We start from the raw sequence: 18,195 nt of genomic DNA on the forward strand, positions 1-18,195 counted from the left end.
TGCTGCAAGACCGCCACACCAGGCGCGATTAGCTCAGCGGGAGAGCACTACCTTGACACGGTAGGGGTCACTGGTTCAATCCCAGTATCGCGCACGTCGGGCCCTTCGGGGTCTGCTGCAAGACCGCCACACCAGGCGCGATTAGCTCAGCGGGAGAGCACTACCTTGACACGGTAGGGGTCACTGGTTCAATCCCAGTATCGCGCACAGTAATCGGCCGGGGCCGTGATCCGCGAGGGTCACGGCCCCGGCCCTTTGGCGTTTCCGGGCTTCCGCGGGGTTCTGCGGGTGGGAGGAGAAGAGCCGCGTACGGTCGCCCTCACCGACGTCCGTACGCGGCATCTCCGCCTGCCGGGGTGCTCTGCGCACCGCTCTCGCCCGTCCGCGATTCATTGCGGCCCGCGGCCTCCCCGGCGGCACTGCTCCCCGTCCCCAGGGGATCAGTGCCCGTTCTGGTGGCCGGCCTCCGGGGCCGGCCCGATCTCGGTGGCCGCTGTCGGCGGCCGCCTCGGTGACCGCCGTCAGCGGCCGAGCAGGTCGGCGACGGCCTGGGCCTGGCTCGCCATCTGCTCCCACCCGCCGAACAGCACGACCAGCAGCGCGGCGCACGGCAGGGCCATGGCCAGGGCCACCGCCGGGTGCCGGGTGGGCTGTTCGCCCGGGCCGGACCGGCTGACGGCCGGCCGCCGACGGCGGGCCGTTCCGGTGAGCTGCGGTGCCATTCCCTCACTCCTGATCCGGTCGAGTTGGCGCGGTGGACGGCTTACCTCGGGGGACGAGCTCCCCGTCCACCGCTGGGAACAACGCTAGGCGTCCGGGGGCCATTCGGACGTCATGCCGTCGTACCGTTCCTCGGGCCTCCCCGAGGATGACGCTCCGACCCAGGGCGTACTACCGCAGGGGGAGAGAGTCCTCGCCGCACCCCCGGGGGAACCCTGAGAGACAACCCCGAGAAACGATTCGGCACCCCGGTGACCTGCGGCGCAGTGCAAGATCGGACAATCGCACGGCGGCTTGAGGTGTTGCGTATCAGCACACCGCAGCAGGCAGTCCGTAAGCTGTGCCGGACAGGAACTGACGATGCCCCACACCGACGGGGCCTCACCCACAGGCTGACGGGGAACGAAGACATGGCGATGATGCGGCTGAGGCGTGAGGACCCCCGCATCGTCGGGCCGTACCGCCTGCACCGGCGACTGGGCGCCGGCGGGATGGGCGTGGTGTACCTCGGCTCCGACCGCCGCGGGCAGCGCGTCGCCCTCAAGCTGATCCGGGCCGAGCTCGCCGAGGACCAGGAGTTCCGCACCCGCTTCGCCCGCGAGATCGCCGCCGCCTCCCGCATCCGGGGCGGCTGCACCGCCCGCGTCGTCGGCTCCGACATCGAGGCCGACCGGCCGTGGCTGGCCACCGCGTACGTGCCCGGGCCCTCGCTCTACAAGCGGGTCGGCGACGAGGGGCCGCTGAGCTGGCCGGAGGCCGCCCGGATCGGGGCCGCGCTCGCCGACGGGCTGGTCAAGGTGCACGAGGCCGGGGTCGTCCACCGCGACCTCAAGCCGTCCAACATCCTGCTCTCGCCCCGCGGGCCGCGGATCATCGACTTCGGCATCGCCTGGTCGCGCGGCGCCAGCACGCTCACCCACGTCGGGACGGCGGTCGGCTCCCCCGGCTTCCTCGCGCCCGAACAGGTCCGCGGCGCCGCCGTCACACCCGCCACGGACGTCTTCGCGTTCGGCGCCACCCTCGCGTACGCGCTCACCGGGGACACCCCGTTCGGGTCGGGGGCGTCCTCCGAGGTCATGCTCTACCGGGTCGTCCACGAGGAGCCCGACCTGTCGGCCGTACCGCCGCAGCTCGCGCCGCTGATCCGGGCCTGCCTCGCCAAGGAGCCCGCAGAGCGGCCCGGCGCGGCCGCCCTGCACGAGCGGCTCAGCGAGCTGGCGGCCCGCGGGGCGGCGGCCGCGGCGGTCGGCCCTGGCGGCGTACGGCCCCCCCGGCCCGGGCGGGGTGCGGCCCCGGCGCCGCCGAACGCCGACGGCGCCCGGCACGGGGTTCCGGCCCCCGGGCGTTCGCCCGAGCCGGCCGCACCGGCACGGGCCCGGGCGGCGGCCGCCCCGGGCGCCGCGTCGGGTGCCCGGCCGGCCGCGACGCGCCGCCCGCAGGGGGCGCCGCTCCCCCGGCCCGAGGCCACCCCGGTCACCCGTCCGCTCCGGGACCGTCCGCTTCGGGACCGCCCGCAGACCCCGCCCCCCGGCCGCCCCGGCAGCCGGGACCGCGTCCACCCGCGCGACCGCCAGCACACCCCCGCCCCCGGTGGGCGGCCCGGCAGCGCGCGGCAGCGGCTGCTGCGACAGCGGCTCGTCGTCTTCGTCACCGTCACCATCGGGGTCGCGCTGGCCATCGCGGCGGCGCAGGGGTGCGAGAACCGGAGCAACCAGGGCCTGCGGGCGCCGGGCGGCCCGGCGGTCACCGTCAGCGCCGGAGCCGCTGCGGGCGGCGCGACCGGCGGCGAGCAGGCGGCGGCCGGGACCTCGGTGGACAGGGCCACGCCCGGCACCGCCCCGCTCTCGGCGGCCGCGCACGGCGGTCCGGCGGCCGGCGACACCGCCCTCGCGGCGTCGCAGGGGCCGGCGCCGACGGTCGACTGGCCGAACCGCAGCTACCCCGACGGGGCGGGCGGGCCCGGCATCGCCCTGCGGGACGGGAAGTCCGTGGGGGGCGGACCGCAGGTCGTGCTGAGTTCGGTCCTGCCCGCCCGGTACAAGGGCGCGCCGGCGACCGTCGTCGTGCTGCGGCGGACGGAAGGGTCGGTGCCGGTCGACCTCGTCCAGCTGTTCACCTTCACCGGGGACACCCCGGTCGCCGCCACCTCCCGCACCTCGGCGGCCGACCCCCAGGCGGCGGCGGCCTGGCGGCTGGACGGCGGTGCGGTGATCCGCGAGGAGCACGTGGCGCCGACCGGCGCCGTCACCTCCACCCGCTACACGGTGCGGGCCGACGGCACGCTGGAGGAGTCCTGGCCCGGCGCCGGCCCCACCACCCCGCCCCCGGCCGCCGCCCCCGCCCCACCCACCTCCCCCACGGGGTGACCTCACGGGCTGCGCAGGAAGTCGGACTGGTCGACTTCTCAGGCGCGGGAGTCAATGTCAGGCCCATGACAAGAGCGCGTTCTCGCAGTGCACGAGGAGAAGCATCGGCTCCAGGTGGAGGGCCTTCCTTGCGCAGGAAGAGCGGCGCTCGGGCAGGCACAGGCACCTCCGGAGCACGGAAAGTCGGGCGGGCCGACTTCCCGGGCGGGGCGGGGTGACCGGCGCGCGTGGGGAGCCCAGTGGGGCGGGGCAGTGGCCAGGGGCACGCATGGGAAGTCGGGTAGGCCGACTTCCTATGCGCGGGGCCGGGTGGCGGTGACGGGCACGCGTAGGAAGCCAGGCAGGGGCGCGCACAGGAAGTCGGGCGGGCCGACTTCTTGTGCGCGGGGTGGGGCGGGGTCAGGGAGTGGTGACGGCGTAGAAGGCTACGGCGGCGGCGGCGCCCACGTTGAGGGAGTCGATGCCGTGGGCCATGGGGATGCGGACGGGGTGGTCGGCGGCGGCGAGGGCCCCGTGGGTGAGGCCGTCGCCTTCGGCGCCGAGCATCAGGGCGGCCTTGGGGAGGCGGGCCGGGGTGAGGGTGGCGAGGTCGACGGCCCCCTCGGCGGGGGTGAGGGCGAGGAGGGTGAAGCCGGCGGCGCGGACGGTGTCCAGGGCGGCGGGCCAGGGGTCGAGGCGGGCGTAGGGGACGGCGAAGACGGCGCCCATGGAGACCTTGACGGCGCGGCGGTAGAGCGGGTCGGCGCAGTCGGGCGAGAGGAGGACGGCGTCCATCCCGAGGGCCGCCGCGCTGCGGAAGATGGCGCCGAGGTTGGTGTGGTCGACCAGGCCTTCGAGGACGGCCACCCGGCGGGCTCCGGTGAGCAGGGCGGCGGCGTCCGGCAGCGGCTTGCGTTCCATCGAGGCGAGGGCGCCGCGGTGGACGTGGTAGCCGGTGACGGCCTCGGCGAGGCCGGGTTCGACCACGTGGACGGGCGCCTCGGCCGCGGCGATGACGTCGGCCATCACGTCGAGCCACTTGGAGGTCAGCAGCATCGACCGCATCCGGTAGCCGGCGTCGAGGGCGCGGCGGATGACCTTCTCGCCCTCCGCGATGAAGAGGCCCTCGGCGGGTTCGCGGCGGCGGCGCAGCTCGACGTCGGTGAGGCCGGTGTAGTCGGCGAGGCGCGGGTCGGCGGGGTCGGTGATGGTGCTGGGTTCGGACACCCTGCGATCTTGCCAAGGCGGGGCGAGGAAGGCCAAACGGGCGAAGCGCGCGACGCGCCGCCCTTGGCCCCTCGGCCGCCGGGATGCAAATATGACGTATGGCCCGTTTTTCGGGCCGATCCTGGGCTCCGTCGGCCTCTGGTGCTTCTGGTTCCGCCGCCCTCCGATCCACTGGTACCGCCGGCTCCTCCGGTGGGCGCCCACACGGTCGGCAACAGGTTCCCCGCGCGAAGCGGTCGTGGCCGGTGAAACACCGGTCGGTGGCCGGTCAGGTGTTCGTGCTGCAGATCCTCGTCGTGCTGCTGCTGGTGGTGGCAGCCCTGGTGGCACTGGTGGTGCAGTCGCGCAACGACGCCGACCGCGAGGCCCGGAACCGGTCGGTGGCGGTCGCCCAGACCTTCGCCAACTCCCCGGGCATCGTCGAGGCGCTGCACTCCCCCGACCCGACCGCGATCCTGCAACCGAAGGCGCAGGCCGCCCGGGTCGCGTCGGGGGTCGACTTCATCGTGGTGCTGAACAACGACGGCATCCGGTACACCCACCCCAACCCCGCCCGGATCGGCCAGAAGTTCATCGGCACCTACGAGCCCGCCCTCCAGGGGCAGGTGGTGACCGAGGAGATCACCGGCACCCTGGGCCCGCTGGTCCAGGCGGTCGTCCCGGTGTACGCGCCGGACGGCTCGGTGGCCGGGATGGTGTCGGCGGGCATCACGCTGGAGAACATCAGCACCGCGAGCGAGCGCCAGCTGCCGGTGGTCCTGGGCGCGGCGGCCGGGGCCGTCGGACTGGCCACCCTGGGGACGGCGCTGATCAGCCGGCGGTTGCGGCGGCAGACGCACGGGCTGGGCCCGGAAGAGATGACCCGGATGTACGAGCACCACGCGGCCGTGCTGCACGCGGTGCGCGAGGGCGTCATGATCGTCGGCGGGGACGGGCGGCTGCTGCTCTTCAACGACGAGGCGCGGCGGCTGCTGGACCTGCCGCCGGACGCCGAGGGCCGGCCGGTGACCGAGCTGGGCCTGGAGCCCACGCCCGAGGCGCTGCTCACCGGCAACCGGCCGGTGACCGACGAGGTGGTGCTGGCCGGGGAGCGCCTGCTGGCGGTGAACGTCCGGCTGACCGACCAGGACGGCGGCCCGCCCGGCTGCGTCGCCACCCTGCGCGACTCGACCGAGCTGCTGGCGCTGTCCGGCCGGGCCGAGGGCGCCCAGCGCCGGCTGCGGCTGCTGTACGACGCCGGGGTGACGGTGGGCAGCACGCTGGACGTGACCCGGACGGCGGAGGAGCTGGCGCAGGTCACGGTGCCCCGGTTCGCGGACTTCGTCACGGTGGACCTGGCCGAGCAGGTCGTCGCGGGCGAGGAGCCGCCGGCCGGGGACTCGCTGGGGCGGATGCGCCGGGCGGCGTACGCGGGCGTCCGGAACGACGCGCCGTTCTACCCGGTGGGCACGGTGCTGGACGTGGTGCCGGACACCCCGCTGGCCGGGGCGCTGGGCAGCGGCCTGGCGGGCCTGGAGCCGCGGCTGGCCGAGTCGCAGGCCTGGCGGGAGCAGGACCCGGAGGGGGCCGCGCAGGCGCTGGCGTACGGGGTGCACTCGCTGGTGCGGGTGCCGTTGCGGGCGCGCGGGGTGCTGCTGGGGGTGGTCCGGTTCTGGCGGGCGACGGGAACGGAGGCCTTCGAGCCGGACGACCTGACGCTGGCGGAGGAGTTGGTGGCGCACGCGGCGGTGTGCATCGACAACGCGCGCCGGTACACCCGGGAGCACGCGATGGCGGTGACCCTCCAGCACAGCCTGCTGCCGCGCAACCTGCCGGCGCAGAACGCGCTGGAGGTCGCGCACCGCTACCTGCCGGCGCAGGCCGGGGTGGGCGGGGACTGGTTCGACGTGATCCCGCTGCCGGGCGCCCGGGTGGCGCTGGTGGTCGGGGACGTGGTGGGGCACGGGCTGCACGCGGCGGCCACGATGGGGCGGCTGCGGACGGCGATCCACAACTTCTCGACGCTGGACCTGCCGCCCGACGAGCTGCTGGGGCACCTGGACGACCTGGTGCACCGGATCGACCAGGACGAGACGGACACCGGGGACAGCGCGGCGCTGGCCGGGGCGACCTGCCTGTACGCGATCTACGACCCGGTGTCGCAGCGCTGCACGCTGGCCAGCGCCGGGCACCCGCCACCGGCGGTGGTGGACCCGGACGGCCGGGTGGTGTTCCCGGAGCTGCCGACCGGGCCGCCGCTGGGGCTGGCGGTGCTGCCGTTCGAGACGGTCGAGCTGGAGCTCGCCGAGGGCAGTCGGCTGGTGCTCTACACGGACGGCCTGGTGGAGGACCGCGAGCGGGACATCGACGAGGGGCTGGAGCTGCTGCGGGCGGCGCTGACCGGGCCGCCGCGCACGCCCGAACAGACCTGTGCGGACGTGCTCGGCCGGATGCTGCCCGCGCACCCGCAGGACGACATCGCGCTGCTGGTGGCGCGCACCCAGGCGCTGGCCCCGGAGCAGGTGGCGGAGTGGGACGTGGCCTCCGACCCGGCCGCGGTGGGCGGGATCCGGGCCGCGGTGGCCGAGCGGCTGACGGCGTGGGGGCTGGACGAGGCGGCGTTCGTCACCGAGCTGATCCTGAGCGAGCTGGTGACCAACGCGATCCGCTACGGTTCGGGGCCGATCCGGGTACGGCTGCTGCGGGACCGGGCGCTGATCTGCGAGGTGTCCGACGGCAGCAGCACCTCGCCGCACCTGAAGTACGCGGCGACCACGGACGAGGGCGGGCGCGGGCTGTTCCTGGTGGCGCAGTTCGCGGACCGCTGGGGGACGCGCTACACCGCGACCGGCAAGGTGATCTGGACGGAGCAGCCGCTGGAGTAGCCGGGCGGAGTGGGTAGCCGGACGGAGACGGAGTGGAAAGCCGGGCGGAGTGGGAAGTCGGGCCCGCCGACTTCCCACTCCGTGCGTGCTCGGCTCCGGGCGGGCTCAGCGCCCGAAGGCGGCCGCCAGGACGTTGACGACGTCACCGATGACGATCACCGCCGGGGGCTTGACCCCCTCGGCCTCGACGGTCGCGGCCACGGTGGCCAGGGTGGCGTCCACCCGGCGCTGGGCGGCGGTGGTGCCCTCCTGGACGACGGCGACCGGAGTGTCGCCCGGGCGGCCGTACTCGACCAGCTTCGCGGCGATCGCGCCGATCTTGTCCACGGCCATCAGCAGCACCAGGGTGCCGCTCATCTTCGCCGCGGCCTCCCAGTTGGTGAGCGAGCGCTCGTCGTCCGGGCCGACGTGGCCGGAGATCACGGTGAACTCGTGCGTCATGCCCCGGTGGGTGACCGGGACGCCGGCCGCCGCCGGGACGCTGATCGAGCTGGAGATCCCGGGGACGACCGTGACCGGCAGCCCGGCCTCGGCGCAGGCCAGCAGCTCCTCGCCGCCGCGCCCGAAGACGTACGGGTCGCCGCCCTTGAGCCGGACCACGAACTTGCCGGCCTTGGCGTGCTCGATCAGGGTGCGGTTGATCGCCTCCTGGGCCATGAAGCGGCCGTAGGGGATCTTGGAGGCGTCGATCACCTCGACGTGCTCGGGCAGTTCGGCCAGCAGCTCGCGCGGGGCGAGGCGGTCGGTGACCACCACGTCGGCGTCGGCGAGCAGGCGGCGGCCGCGCACCGTGATCAGGTCCGGGTCGCCGGGGCCGCCGCCGACCAGGGCCACCCCGGCGCCGTGGGCGCGGAACTGGCGGGCGGCCAGCGAGCCGTCCCGCAGGCCGTCCACGATGGCGTCGCGCAGCCCGGCGGAGTGCCGCGGGTCGCCGGTCAGGACGGCGACGGTGGCGCCCGCGTCGCGGCCGCTGGCCGGGGTCCAGGCGGTGGCGGCGGCCGCGTCGTCGCTGCGGGCGCAGAACACCCGCTCCCGCTCGGCCTCGGCGCTGACCGCGACGTTCACGGCCGGGTCGTCGGTGGCGACCAGGGCGTACCAGGCGCCGGCGAGGTCGCCGTCCCGGTACGGGCGGGCGTGCCAGGTGAGCTCGCCCGCGTCGGCCATGGCCTGGACGGCCGGGGTGGTGTCCGGGGATATCAGGTGCAGCTCGGCACCGGCGGCGATCAGGGCCGGCAGCCGGCGCTGGGCGACCTGGCCGCCACCGACCACGACGACGCGGCGGCCGGCGAGCAGCAGGCCGACCGGGTAGGGGGTACGGCCTTCGGTGCCGGCGTGGGGGGTGGGCGCGGTCATCGGCGGTGCTCCTCGTCGGGGGTGAGGTGGGGTGCGGGTACGACGTGACGCCGCTCCGCGGTCCGGCGCGCCCTCGGGCCGGTCCGCGGAGCGGTGACGGGAACGTCAGGCCTTCTCGGTGACCCCGGCGGAGTCGAAGGTGGCTACATCGTGCATCGCGCGGGCCGCACTCTGCACCAGCGGCAGGGCCAGCAGGGCACCGGTGCCCTCGCCGAGCCGCAGGTCCAGGTCGATCAGCGGACGCAGGCCGAGCTTCGCCAGCGCGGCCTGGTGGCCGGGCTCGGCGGAGCGGTGGCCGGCGATGCAGGCGGCCAGCACCTCGGGGGCGATCGCCTTGGCGGCCAGCGCGGCCGAACCCGCGATGACGCCGTCCAGGACCACCGGGGTGCGCAGCGAGGCGGCGCCCAGCAGGAAGCCCGCGATCGCCGCGTGCTCCAGGCCGCCGATGGCGGCGAGGACGCCGATCGGGTCGGCCGGGTCGGGCTGGTGCAGGGCCAGCGCGGCGCGGACCACCTCGACCTTGCGGGCGTGCGTCTCGTCGTCGATGCCGGTGCCGCGGCCGGTGACCTCGGCCGGGTCGAGGCCGGTGAAGACCGAGATCAGGGCGGCCGAGGCGGTGGTGTTGGCGATCCCCATGTCACCGGTGACCAGCGCCTTGTTGCCCGCCGCGACCAGGTCGCGGGCGGTCTCGATGCCGACCTCGATGGCCTTGACGGCCTCCTCGCGGGTCATCGCCGGGCCCTGGGTCATGTCGTCGGTGCCGGGCTTGACCTTGCGCGGCAGCAGACCGGTGGTGCGGCCCTGCTGGATGGCGTCCGGCAGCTCGGCTGCGACGCCGACGTCGACCACGCAGACCTCGGTGCCGATCTGCTTGGCGAAGGCGTTGATCACCGCTCCCCCGGCGAGGAAGTTGCCGACCATCTGGGCGGTCACCTCCTGCGGCCACGGGGTGACGCCCTGGGCGTGCACGCCGTGGTCACCCGCGAAGATCGCCACGCAGGCGGGCTCCGGGATCGGCGGCGGGCACTTGCGGGACAGCCCGCACAGCTGGGCGGAGATGATCTCCAGCATGCCGAGCGAGCCGGCCGGCTTGGTCATCCGCTTCTGCCGGTCCCAGGCCTCGCCGAGCGCCTTGGCGTCCAGCGGGCGGATGCCGCGCAGGGTCTCGGCCAGCAGGTCCTGCGGCTCCTCGCCGGGCAGCGCGCGGTTGCCGTACTGCTCCTCGTGGACGACCCAGGAGAGCGGGCGCTTCTTCGCCCAGCCCTGCTGCTCCAGCTCGGGCTCGTCCGGGAAGGAGTCGACGTAGCCGACGCACAGGTAGGCGACGACCTCCAGGTGCTCGGGCAGGCCGAGCTCGCGGACCAGCTCCTCGTCGTCGAAGAAGCTCACCCAGCCGACGCCCAGGCCCTCGGCGCGGGCGGCCAGCCAGAGGTTCTCGACGGCCAGGGCGGCCGAGTACGGGGCCATCTGCGGCTGGGTGTGCCGGCCCAGGGTGTGTCGGCCGCCGCGGGTGCGGTCGGCGGTGACCACGATGTTCACCGGCGTGTCGAGGATGGCCTCGATCTTGATTTCCTTGAACTGCTTGGCCCGGCCCTTGGGCAGCGAGTCCGCGTACGCCTCGCGCTGGCGCTCGGCCAGGGCGTGCATGTGTCGGCGGGTCTTGGCCGAGCGGATCACCACGAAGTCCCAGGGCTGGGAGTAGCCGACGCTGGGCGCGGTGTGGGCGGCCTCCAGGACGCGGATCAGCACCTCGTGCGGGATCGGGTCCGGGCGGAAGCCGTTGCGGATGTCGCGGCGCTCGCGGATGACCTGGTGGACGGCCTCGCGGCCGGCCTCGTCGTAGCCGACGGCGGCCGGGCCACGGGGCTCCGCGGGCTCCTCCGGCTGGGGCTCCCCGGCCGGCTGCCCCTCGGCGGCGGGGGCCTCGGCGGTCTCGGGGGCGGCCTCGACCACGGCCTCCGGGGCGCCCTCGACGGGCACGGCCTCGACGGGCGCGCCCTCGGCGAGCATGGCCTCGGCAGGCGCGGCCGCGGCGGCGACCGGCTCGGGGCCCACCTCGGCGGCGGGCTGCGGCTCGGCCTCCGGGGTCACCAGGGGCTCGGCGACCGGCTCGACCGGGGTCTCGGCACCGGCCTCGGCGGGTACGGCGGTGGGCTCGGCGGCCTCGGCGACGGCCTGCGGTTCGGCCTGCTCCGGCGCGGCGGCCTCGGCGACCGGCTCGACCGGGGTCTCGACGGCGGCCTCGACCGGCTGCGGCGCCACCGGCTCGGCCGGGGTGTCGACCTGGGCCTGGTCCGGCTGCGGCTGCCCGGCCTCGGTGGCGGCCTCGGCCACCGGCTCGACCACGGCCTGGCCGGACGGCATCTCGCCGGTCCCGGCGGCGGTCTCGGCGACCGCCTCGGCCACGACCACGGCCTCGACCGCGAGCTCGGCGCCGGCCTCCGGTGCGGCCACGACGGTGTCGACGGCCTCGGCGGACGGCACGCCCTCGACCGGCTGGACGGCCTGCGGCGCGTCGGCGGCCGCTATGGGCGCGGGCTGCTGGGTGGCGGTCTCCTCGGCCACCGGGGCCTGCGCGGCCGCCTGGACCGGGGGCAGGCCGTGCGGGGTGGGCGCGGCGAGGAAGGCGGAGATCCGGCGCGGCTGACCGGCCGGGGCGGCGGCCTCGGCCTGCTCGGCGGCGACCGGCTCGGCGACCTCGGCGACCTGCGCAGCCACCTCGGCGGCGAGCTCGGCCGGGGCCTGCTGCGCGGCGGCCTCGGGGGCGACCTCGGCGACGGGCTCGACCACGACACCGGCGTCGGGCGCGACGATCGGCACACCTGCCGGATCGGCGACCGGCTGGGCGGCCTCGGCCGGCACCGGCTCGACCACGACGGCCTGCGGCGCGGCCTCGACAGGCGCGGCGGCCACGGCGGGGTCGACCGCCTCCGCCGTCTCGACCACCTCGACGACCTCGATCGCCCCGACCGTCTCCACGGCCAGCACGGCCTCGACCGGCATCGGCACCTCGACCGGCTGCGGGAACGGCTGGGCCTCCGGCGCGAGCGGGACGCCCTGGGCCTCCGCCACCGGCGGCACCGGCGCGACCGGCACCCCCTGCGGCGCGGGGGCCATCGGCGCGGCGGCCTCGGCCATCGGCGGACGGCCGACGACCGGGATGCCGTGCGCGGGCGTGCCGCCCTGCGACGGCCCGCGGTCGGCGAGCGAGCGGACCGGGACCTGGCCGGTCATCAGCGACGGGTCCGGGATCGGCGGGCCGGCGTGCAGCGGGCGGCGCGGCGCCTGAGCCGCCGTCAGCGGGTCCTGGCCCGACGGCTGCGCCGGGACGGCGGCCTGGACGGGCTGCTGCGCCTGCTCGGCGCCGAGCACCGGCGGGTCCAGCGGCGGCCAGGACGGCTCGACCGGGGTGCCGTCGTGCAGCTGCGCGGCGTGGGCGCCCTCGGCGGCGGGCGCCATCGGCTCGCCCCAGGAGCCCTGCGGACCGGGCATCAGCAGGACGTCGTCCTCGTCGTCCAGCAGGTCCGGCTGGTCGGGCTGGTCGAGGAAGTGGAAGGCGGGGCGCGGCGCGCCCGGGTCGACGGCCCAGCCCTCGCCGGGCATACCGGCCATCGGCGCACCGGCCATCGGGCCACCGGCCATCGGCGCACCCGCCATCGGCATGCCGGCCATCGGCATCTCGCCCATCGGCGTGCCGGGAACCATGCCGCCGGGCGCCATGCCCCCGGGGACGGCCGCGCCGGGCACGGCCGCGCCGGGAACCGGGACGGCGAAACCGGGCGCGCCCTGCGGCTGGCCCTGCGGCGGGATGACGCCCACGCCGGGGGGCACCGCACCGGGCAGGCCGTTCCCCGGCACCGCCGGGTTCGGGATCACACCGCCGTCCGTCGCGACGCCTTGCAGGGGTGCAACGCCCGCGACGCCCTCCGGTCCGCCGAGCGGATCGGGCCCGGCGTGCAGGTGCTCCGGCAGTCCCTCGCCCGGGACGTGGCCGCCATCGGTCATTGTCAAAGCTCCTTCCAGGCCGCTGCCGCGCCCTTGGCGACGCGATCACCGATCGCAGCGCCCATCCGCACGGGCCGGGCCTGCACCGACCCGCCCCTCAACCACACGCGGCCGCCGCGCCCGTAGCGCTGCGGCCCAAGTCCTTCCGGCGCGCTGCGGTACCCCGGCCCGCGCACCGCCCGCGGGGGACGGCACGCCATCTGAAACAACGACAACCCGGGGCAACCGGCACGACCGCACCGGACCCTACGGCATTCTCCAGGTCCGGCACGCGGCCCGTCGAATCGCCCACACTCCGAACCAGCCCGGGTTGCACCACGTCAAAAAGGTGACAAACCGACCGGATCGGGCGGGTCGCCGACACCGCAGTCAGCTAGGCGCCACACTACCGGCCCGCCGCGTTCACCTCTCGAATCGGTGTCCGGATGCGACCTGGATCACCGTCCGGCCGCACCGGGCCGCCGCCGGGACCCGCCCGTCGGGCCCCGAGGTCTTCACACGATCTGCTCACCCCAGAGCAGCAGCGCGCCGGTTGCGGTCGCCCCGAGCGCCAGGCCCGCGCCGGTCTCGGCGCCCGGCAGCGGGGTGGACTGCAGCAGCGCGCCGTCCGCCCGGTAGCCGGCCGCGACGATCGCCCGCCGGATCTGCTCGGCCTCGCCGAAGGTCGCGGGCACCGCGACGAACCGCTCGGGCCGGCGGGCCAGCACCGCGCGCACCACGTCGAGCCCGCCGGACTCCACCACCGCCGCGTCCGGCTCCGGCAGGCCGCCGAGCACCTCGGGGCCCTGCCCGTGCACGGTCTCCACCTCGACGCCGTACCGCCGGGCGTTGACGGCCAGCCGGGCGCAGGCCGAGCGGGAGGCCTCCACCGCGACCACGGCCGCGCCGAACCGGGCCGCCTCCACCGCGAGGGCGCCGCTGCCCGCGCCGACCGACCAGACCAGGTCTCCCGGACGGGCACCCAGACGGGCCAGCACCAGCGCACGGACGTGCGCGGGGAGCGCGCCGGAAGCGCCCGGCGCGTCCGCCGTGCGCCCGGCGCCCGCGTAGGCGTCGCCGGGGAGCGCCCAGCCGCGCTCCGCGCCGGGGAAGCCGACCGGGCGTCCGGCCAGCCAGCCCGCCGCCTCGTCGGCCGCGCCGACCGGGGCGGCACCGCCGTTGCCGCCGATCACCAGCACCACGTTGGGGTCGCGCCAGTCGTGGTCGGCGATCCGGTCGGAGGTGAGGACGGTGACGCTCTCCTCCGGGGTGCCGAGGGCCTCGCAGACCACGAAGGTCCGGTGCACCCCGCGCAGCATCAGGGCGAGCTCGGCCGGCCCGGCGCCCGGCGCGGTGAGCACCGCGACCTTGGGGTGGGCCCGGCAGATGTTGGCCGCGCGGCGCAGCCGCCCGCCGTGGGCGCTGACCACCTGGGCGTCCTCCCAGGGCATGCCGGCCCGGGCGAAGGCGGTCGCGACGGAGGAGACGGCGGGCAGGACCTCCAGTTCGAGGCCGTACTCGGGGCGGCGCAGCGCGCGCACCACGCCGAAGAAGCCGGGGTCGCCCTCGGCGACGACGACGGCCGCGCCGCGGTGCTCGGCGATCCGCCGGGCGGCCTGCGGGATGTTGCCGAGGGTGATCCGCTCGGCGGCGGCCGGCACCGGGAGGGCGCCCAGTTGGTAGGGGGCTCCGGCCACCAGGGTCGCCGCGGCGAGGGCCGCGCCGGCGGCCTCGGTCAGCGGTGTGCCGTCCCACCCGATGACCGTGATCCGGTCAGCCATCTGCGGCCGTTCTCCCTCGACTCCGTGCGCGCCTCGGTGCGCCCTCGAACCGCGCCGGGGTACGGCGCCGGAGCAGAGGCTACCGGGTGTGTTCCTCCCGGCGTCGACATCTCGCACACATGTCCGTGACAAGCGGGTGACCTGCGGCGGTTCAGTCGCGCAGCACGTAGCGGTGGTCGCCGTGCCAGCCGTCCTGCTGCGGCTCGGGCGTCTCCATGTCCTCGGGCAGCAGGCTCCACAGGATGAGGTCGCTGCGGCTCTCTTCCGTCACCTCGCCGGATTCGCCGCGCACTATCCAGGCGCTGCGCAGCACGCCCTCGCTGATGCCGCCGACCTTCTGGGCGACCTGCTGGGCGGCAGTGTTCCCGGCGGCGGTGCGCAGCTCCAGGCGCAGGAAGCCGCGGTCCTCGAACAGCCACTGGGCGACGCCGAGGACGGCCTCCGGCGCGTAGCCCTCGCCGCGCGCCCAGGCGGCGGTGACGTAGGCGATCTCGGTGGTGCGCAACCGCCAGTCGGTGTTGCGCAGTTCGACCAGGCCGACCAGGCGTTGGGTGAGGTTCTCGGTGACCGCGAAGACGATGCCGCGGCCGCCGGCCCGGTGGGCGGGGGCGAGGGTGCGGGCGAGTTCGGCGGCGTAGCCCTCGGTGAAGGGGTGCGGGAGGTCCGTCCAGGCGAGCACGAGGTCGTCGGCCATCATCGCGGCGAGGTCGGGCGCGTCGGTCTCCGCAACGGGTCGCAACAGCAGCCGCTCGGTGCTGATGGCGGTCTCGGGGAAGCTCGCTGCCATGCCGTCTCTCCTCGCCGGGTCGTGGACACAACACCGTACGCCTCCGCCGCGCCCCGGGTAGCACGCGGTGCGCCGCCCGCACGACGGTACGTCAGAACGCCCTCGGCCAGGGCGGTCCTGGTGCATACTGCCCGACCGGGCCCCCGCCGGAGTTGGCGGGGGCCCGGTCGGGAGCGGGTGCGGTTCGGGGCGCCGGTCAGAAGGCCGGGACGACCGAGCCCTTGAAGGTGTCGTCGATGTACTTCTTGACCTCGTCGGAGTGCAGCAGCTCGGCGAGCTTCTTGACCCGCGGGTCGTTCTCCTTGCCCTTCTTGACGGCGAGGATGTTGGCGTACGGGTTGCCCTCGGCCTTCTCCAGCACGAGCGCGTCGGTGGCCGGCTTCAGGCCGGAGTCGAGCGCGTAGTTGCCGTTGATGACGGCCGCGTCGAGGTCGGCGACGGAGCGGGGCAGCTGGGCGGCCTCCAGCTCCTTCCACTTGAGGTTCTTCGGGTTGGCCGTGATGTCGGCCGGGGTGGCGGCGGTGGTGACGCCGTCCTTGAGGGTGATGAGCTTGTTGTCGGCGAGCAGCTTGAGCGCGCGGCCCTCGTTGGTGGCGTCGTTGGGCAGGCCGACGGTGGCGCCGTCCGGCAGGTCGGTGATCGCCTTGACCTTCTTGGAGTAGACGCCGAGCGGCTCCAGGTGCACGGTCGCGACCGAGACGATGTCGGTACCGCGCTTCTTGTTGAAGTCCTCCAGGTACGGGACGTGCTGGAAGTAGTTGGCGTCGGCCGAACCGTCCTGCACCGCCGTGTTGGGGGTCACGTAGTCGGTGACCTCCTTGATGTCGAGCTTGAGCCCGGCCTTCTCCGCGAGGTTGTCCTTGACGAACTTGAGGATCTGTCCGTGCGGGGTGGGGCTGGCGACGACCTCGAGCGGCGCGTTCGGGTCCGAGGAGGAGGACCCGGAGCTGCCGCAGGCGGCCAGCGACAGGGCGAGGCCGGCGGTGGCGAGGATGCTGGTGAACTTCAGGGCGTTGCGCACGAAAAGTGCCTTTCTGCGTGATACGGGGAGCCGCGTCCGGAGTCGGACGGGGTAGGTCTAGGGGGCGACGAGATCCTCGTCGGGGGCGGCCGGGGTGCGGCCGAGCAGCCTGGTCCGGCCGCCGGTGCGGCCGCGGTTGGCGAGCCGGCGCACGGCGTGGTCGCCGAGCAGCTGGACGGCGGTGACGATGATCACCAGCTCGGCCACGATGACCCACATGAAGGCGGTCTCGAAGCGCTGGTAGCCGTAGTTGACGGCGAGGGTGCCGAGGCCGCCGCCGCCGACGGTGCCGGCCATCGCGGAGTAGCTGATCAGCGTGATGACCGTGGTGGTCACCGAGGCCACGATGCCGGGCAGCGCCTCGGGGAGCAGGGTCTTGCGGACGATCGTCCAGCTGCTGCCGCCCATCGACTGGACCGCCTCGACCAGGCCGCGGTCGACCTCGCGAATGGAGGTCTCGACCAGGCGGGCGAAGAACGGGATGGCCCCGATGGTGAGCGGCACGGTGGCCGCCTGCCAGCCGATGGAGGTGCCGACCAGCCAGCGGGTGAAGGAGATCAGCGCGATCATCAGGATGATGAACGGCACCGAGCGGGCGAGGTTCACCACGAAGCCGATGGCCTTGTTGACGACCCGGTTGGCCAGCAGGCCGCCCTTGTCGGTGAGCACCAGCAGCACGCCCAGCGGCAGGCCGAGCAGCACCGTGAGGACGGTCGAGACGCCGACCATCTGGAAGGTCTCCCGCGTGGCCGGGCCCATCAGGGCCCACATCTGGTCCCAGGTCATGCCACCGCTCCGTCCGCCGCGCCGAGTACGTCCACCTGGAGGCCCTGCTCGCGCAGGTAGCCGATCGGCACCACGTTGTCGTGCCGGCTGCCGGGCAGTTCGACCCGCATCCGGCCGACCAGCCGGCCGGCGATGGTCTCCACCGCCGCGCCGAGGATGTTGATGTCGATCTGGTAGGTGCGGGCGAGCTGGGAGACGAAGGGCTGGGCGGAGGTGTCGCCCTGGAAGGTGATCTCCAGCACGGTGGAGCCGGGGTGGCCGGTGCCGAACTCGCCGAGCGGGAACAGCTCCCGGGCGAGCTCCGAGCCGGGCTCGGCCAGCAGGTCGGTGAGCTCGCCGGACTCGACCACCCGGCCGCCGCGCATCAGGGCGGCGGAGTCGCAGACGGTCTTGATGACGTCCATCTCGTGGGTGATCAGCAGGACGGTGAGGCCGAGCTGCTGGTTGAGGTCGCGCAGCAGCTTGAGGATCGAGCGGGTGGTCTCCGGGTCGAGCGCCGAGGTGGCCTCGTCGGAGAGCAGCACCTTGGGGTCGCCGGCCAGGGCGCGGGCGATGCCGACGCGCTGCTTCTGACCGCCCGACAGCTGGTTGGGGTAGCTGCCGGCCTTGTCGCCGAGCCCGACGAGGTCGAGCAGTTCGGCGGCCTTGCGGCGGCGCTGGGTGCGGTCCAGGCCGATGATCTCCAGCGGGAGTTCGACGTTCTGCTGCACCGTCCGCGAGGCGAGCAGGTTGAAGTGCTGGAAGACCATGCCGATCCGGCGGCGGGCCTCGCGCAGTTCCCGGCCGGCCCGGTTCTCGCCGCCGGAGAGCCCGGTGAGGTCGACCCCGTCCACGGTGACGGTGCCGGAGGTCGGGCGCTCCAGCATGTTCACGCAGCGGATGAGGGTGGACTTGCCGGCGCCGCTGGTGCCGACGACTCCGTAGACCTCGCCCGGGCGGACGTGCAGGTCGACACCGGCGAGGGCGGTCACCTCGCGGCCTCGGGAGCGGTAGACCTTCGTGAGGTCCGTGGTGGTGATCACAGCTGCTTCCGTGGGTCGGGGGCGGGCGGCGGCCGGCCGCTCGACCGGGTTGCGGTCGGCGACGGGCACGGCGCTTCGCCAGGGGGGATCAGGACCTGCCACCCCTTGATCGCGGCCGCCGGGCGGCCGGGCCGCGCGACGGCGCGGCCCTGACGAGTCATCGGGAAGAACCACCGGCCCGGACGCGGGCAGGCGGAGGGAGGGGGTGCGGCAGGCTGGGCGCGCTCACACGGACGGGAGCGGCGCCGGGGGTCTCGCTTCGGGGCGCGAGGAAGGGACGGTGGCCCTCAGCAGTGACACATTCG

10 protein-coding genes, 2 tRNA genes and 1 pseudogene are annotated in these 18,195 nt (G+C 75.2%); 4 read left to right on the forward strand and 9 right to left on the reverse strand.

The features are described 5' to 3' along the window. Positions 1-22 precede the first annotated feature (22 nt). Together ABTY15_RS10115 and ABTY15_RS10120 are read left to right on the forward strand one after the other, a co-directional pair. Positions 23-94: transfer RNA gene (locus ABTY15_RS10115), tRNA-Val, on the forward strand. A 41-nt stretch (positions 95-135) separates the two neighbouring features. After that, positions 136-207: transfer RNA gene (locus tag ABTY15_RS10120), tRNA-Val, on the forward strand. A gap of 314 nt (positions 208-521) precedes the next feature. On the opposite strand, the gene ABTY15_RS10125 is transcribed toward ABTY15_RS10120, so the two are convergent. After that, positions 522-722: a hypothetical protein gene (locus ABTY15_RS10125; RefSeq protein WP_350579171.1), complete on the reverse strand. Its 201-nt coding sequence runs from the start codon at positions 720-722 to the stop codon at positions 522-524. A 408-nt stretch (positions 723-1,130) separates the two neighbouring features. Between ABTY15_RS10125 and ABTY15_RS10130 the strand changes: the two are divergent. Then, positions 1,131-2,471 (forward strand): annotated as a pseudogene (locus tag ABTY15_RS10130) (serine/threonine-protein kinase); the annotation flags it as partial. A 1,014-nt stretch (positions 2,472-3,485) separates the two neighbouring features. On the opposite strand, the gene ABTY15_RS10135 reads toward ABTY15_RS10130, so the two are convergent. Continuing rightward, positions 3,486-4,292 (reverse strand): TrmH family RNA methyltransferase, encoded by an 807-nt coding sequence (locus ABTY15_RS10135; RefSeq protein ID WP_350579173.1) that lies wholly within the window; start codon positions 4,290-4,292, stop codon positions 3,486-3,488. A 98-nt stretch (positions 4,293-4,390) separates the two neighbouring features. On the opposite strand from ABTY15_RS10135, the gene ABTY15_RS10140 reads away from it, so the two are divergent. Beyond that, on the forward strand, positions 4,391-7,156 hold the full coding sequence (locus ABTY15_RS10140) for a SpoIIE family protein phosphatase (protein ID WP_502893465.1): 2,766 nt from the start codon (positions 4,391-4,393) through the stop codon (positions 7,154-7,156). 105 nt (positions 7,157-7,261) lie between these two features. Here the strand turns inward: ABTY15_RS10140 and cobA are convergent, their stop codons facing one another. The 7 genes from cobA to ABTY15_RS10175 form a co-directional block, all read right to left on the reverse strand. Then, the gene (gene cobA / locus ABTY15_RS10145; protein WP_350579178.1) at positions 7,262-8,509 is read right to left on the reverse strand and encodes a uroporphyrinogen-III C-methyltransferase; all 1,248 of its coding nucleotides are present in this window, start codon (positions 8,507-8,509) and stop codon (positions 7,262-7,264) included. A 105-nt stretch (positions 8,510-8,614) separates the two neighbouring features. Then, complete coding sequence (gene cobT / locus ABTY15_RS10150) at positions 8,615-12,514, reverse strand: nicotinate-nucleotide--dimethylbenzimidazole phosphoribosyltransferase (RefSeq protein WP_350579181.1); 3,900 nt, start codon at positions 12,512-12,514, stop codon at positions 8,615-8,617. 494 nt (positions 12,515-13,008) lie between these two features. Continuing rightward, a complete protein-coding gene (gene cbiE / locus ABTY15_RS10155; protein WP_350579184.1) occupies positions 13,009-14,274 on the reverse strand; it encodes a precorrin-6y C5,15-methyltransferase (decarboxylating) subunit CbiE in 1,266 nt (421 codons plus the stop codon). A 151-nt stretch (positions 14,275-14,425) separates the two neighbouring features. After that, positions 14,426-15,061, reverse strand: coding sequence for a GNAT family N-acetyltransferase (locus ABTY15_RS10160; protein ID WP_350579186.1), 636 nt, complete (start codon positions 15,059-15,061; stop codon positions 14,426-14,428). A gap of 196 nt (positions 15,062-15,257) precedes the next feature. Next, complete coding sequence (locus ABTY15_RS10165; protein WP_350579189.1) at positions 15,258-16,082, reverse strand: MetQ/NlpA family ABC transporter substrate-binding protein; 825 nt, start codon at positions 16,080-16,082, stop codon at positions 15,258-15,260. Between the two features lie 57 nt (positions 16,083-16,139). Further along, on the reverse strand, positions 16,140-16,868 hold the full coding sequence (locus tag ABTY15_RS10170; protein WP_350579192.1) for a methionine ABC transporter permease: 729 nt from the start codon (positions 16,866-16,868) through the stop codon (positions 16,140-16,142). Continuing rightward, on the reverse strand, positions 16,865-17,890 hold the full coding sequence (locus ABTY15_RS10175) for a methionine ABC transporter ATP-binding protein (protein ID WP_350579196.1): 1,026 nt from the start codon (positions 17,888-17,890) through the stop codon (positions 16,865-16,867). Before ABTY15_RS10175 ends, ABTY15_RS10170 begins: the two co-directional genes overlap by 4 nt. Between the last annotated feature and the right edge of the window lie 305 nt (positions 17,891-18,195).

This window comes from Kitasatospora sp. NPDC097643 (genome assembly GCF_040302625.1).
GTDB lineage: Bacteria > Actinomycetota > Actinomycetes > Streptomycetales > Streptomycetaceae > Kitasatospora.

What these genes read in the sequence shown, in the direction of transcription:
- cobA (WP_350579178.1), bottom strand. Translation starts at nt 8,509, where the DNA reads ATGACCGCGCCCACCCCCCACGCCGGCACCGAAGGCCGTACCCCCTAC.
- ABTY15_RS10140 (WP_502893465.1), top strand. Translation starts at nt 4,391, where the DNA reads ATGGCCCGTTTTTCGGGCCGATCCTGGGCTCCGTCGGCCTCTGGTGCT.
- ABTY15_RS10125 (WP_350579171.1), bottom strand. Translation starts at nt 722, where the DNA reads ATGGCACCGCAGCTCACCGGAACGGCCCGCCGTCGGCGGCCGGCCGTC.
- cbiE (WP_350579184.1), bottom strand. Translation starts at nt 14,274, where the DNA reads ATGGCTGACCGGATCACGGTCATCGGGTGGGACGGCACACCGCTGACC.
- ABTY15_RS10170 (WP_350579192.1), bottom strand. Translation starts at nt 16,868, where the DNA reads ATGACCTGGGACCAGATGTGGGCCCTGATGGGCCCGGCCACGCGGGAG.
- ABTY15_RS10160 (WP_350579186.1), bottom strand. Translation starts at nt 15,061, where the DNA reads ATGGCAGCGAGCTTCCCCGAGACCGCCATCAGCACCGAGCGGCTGCTG.
- cobT (WP_350579181.1), bottom strand. Translation starts at nt 12,514, where the DNA reads ATGACCGATGGCGGCCACGTCCCGGGCGAGGGACTGCCGGAGCACCTG.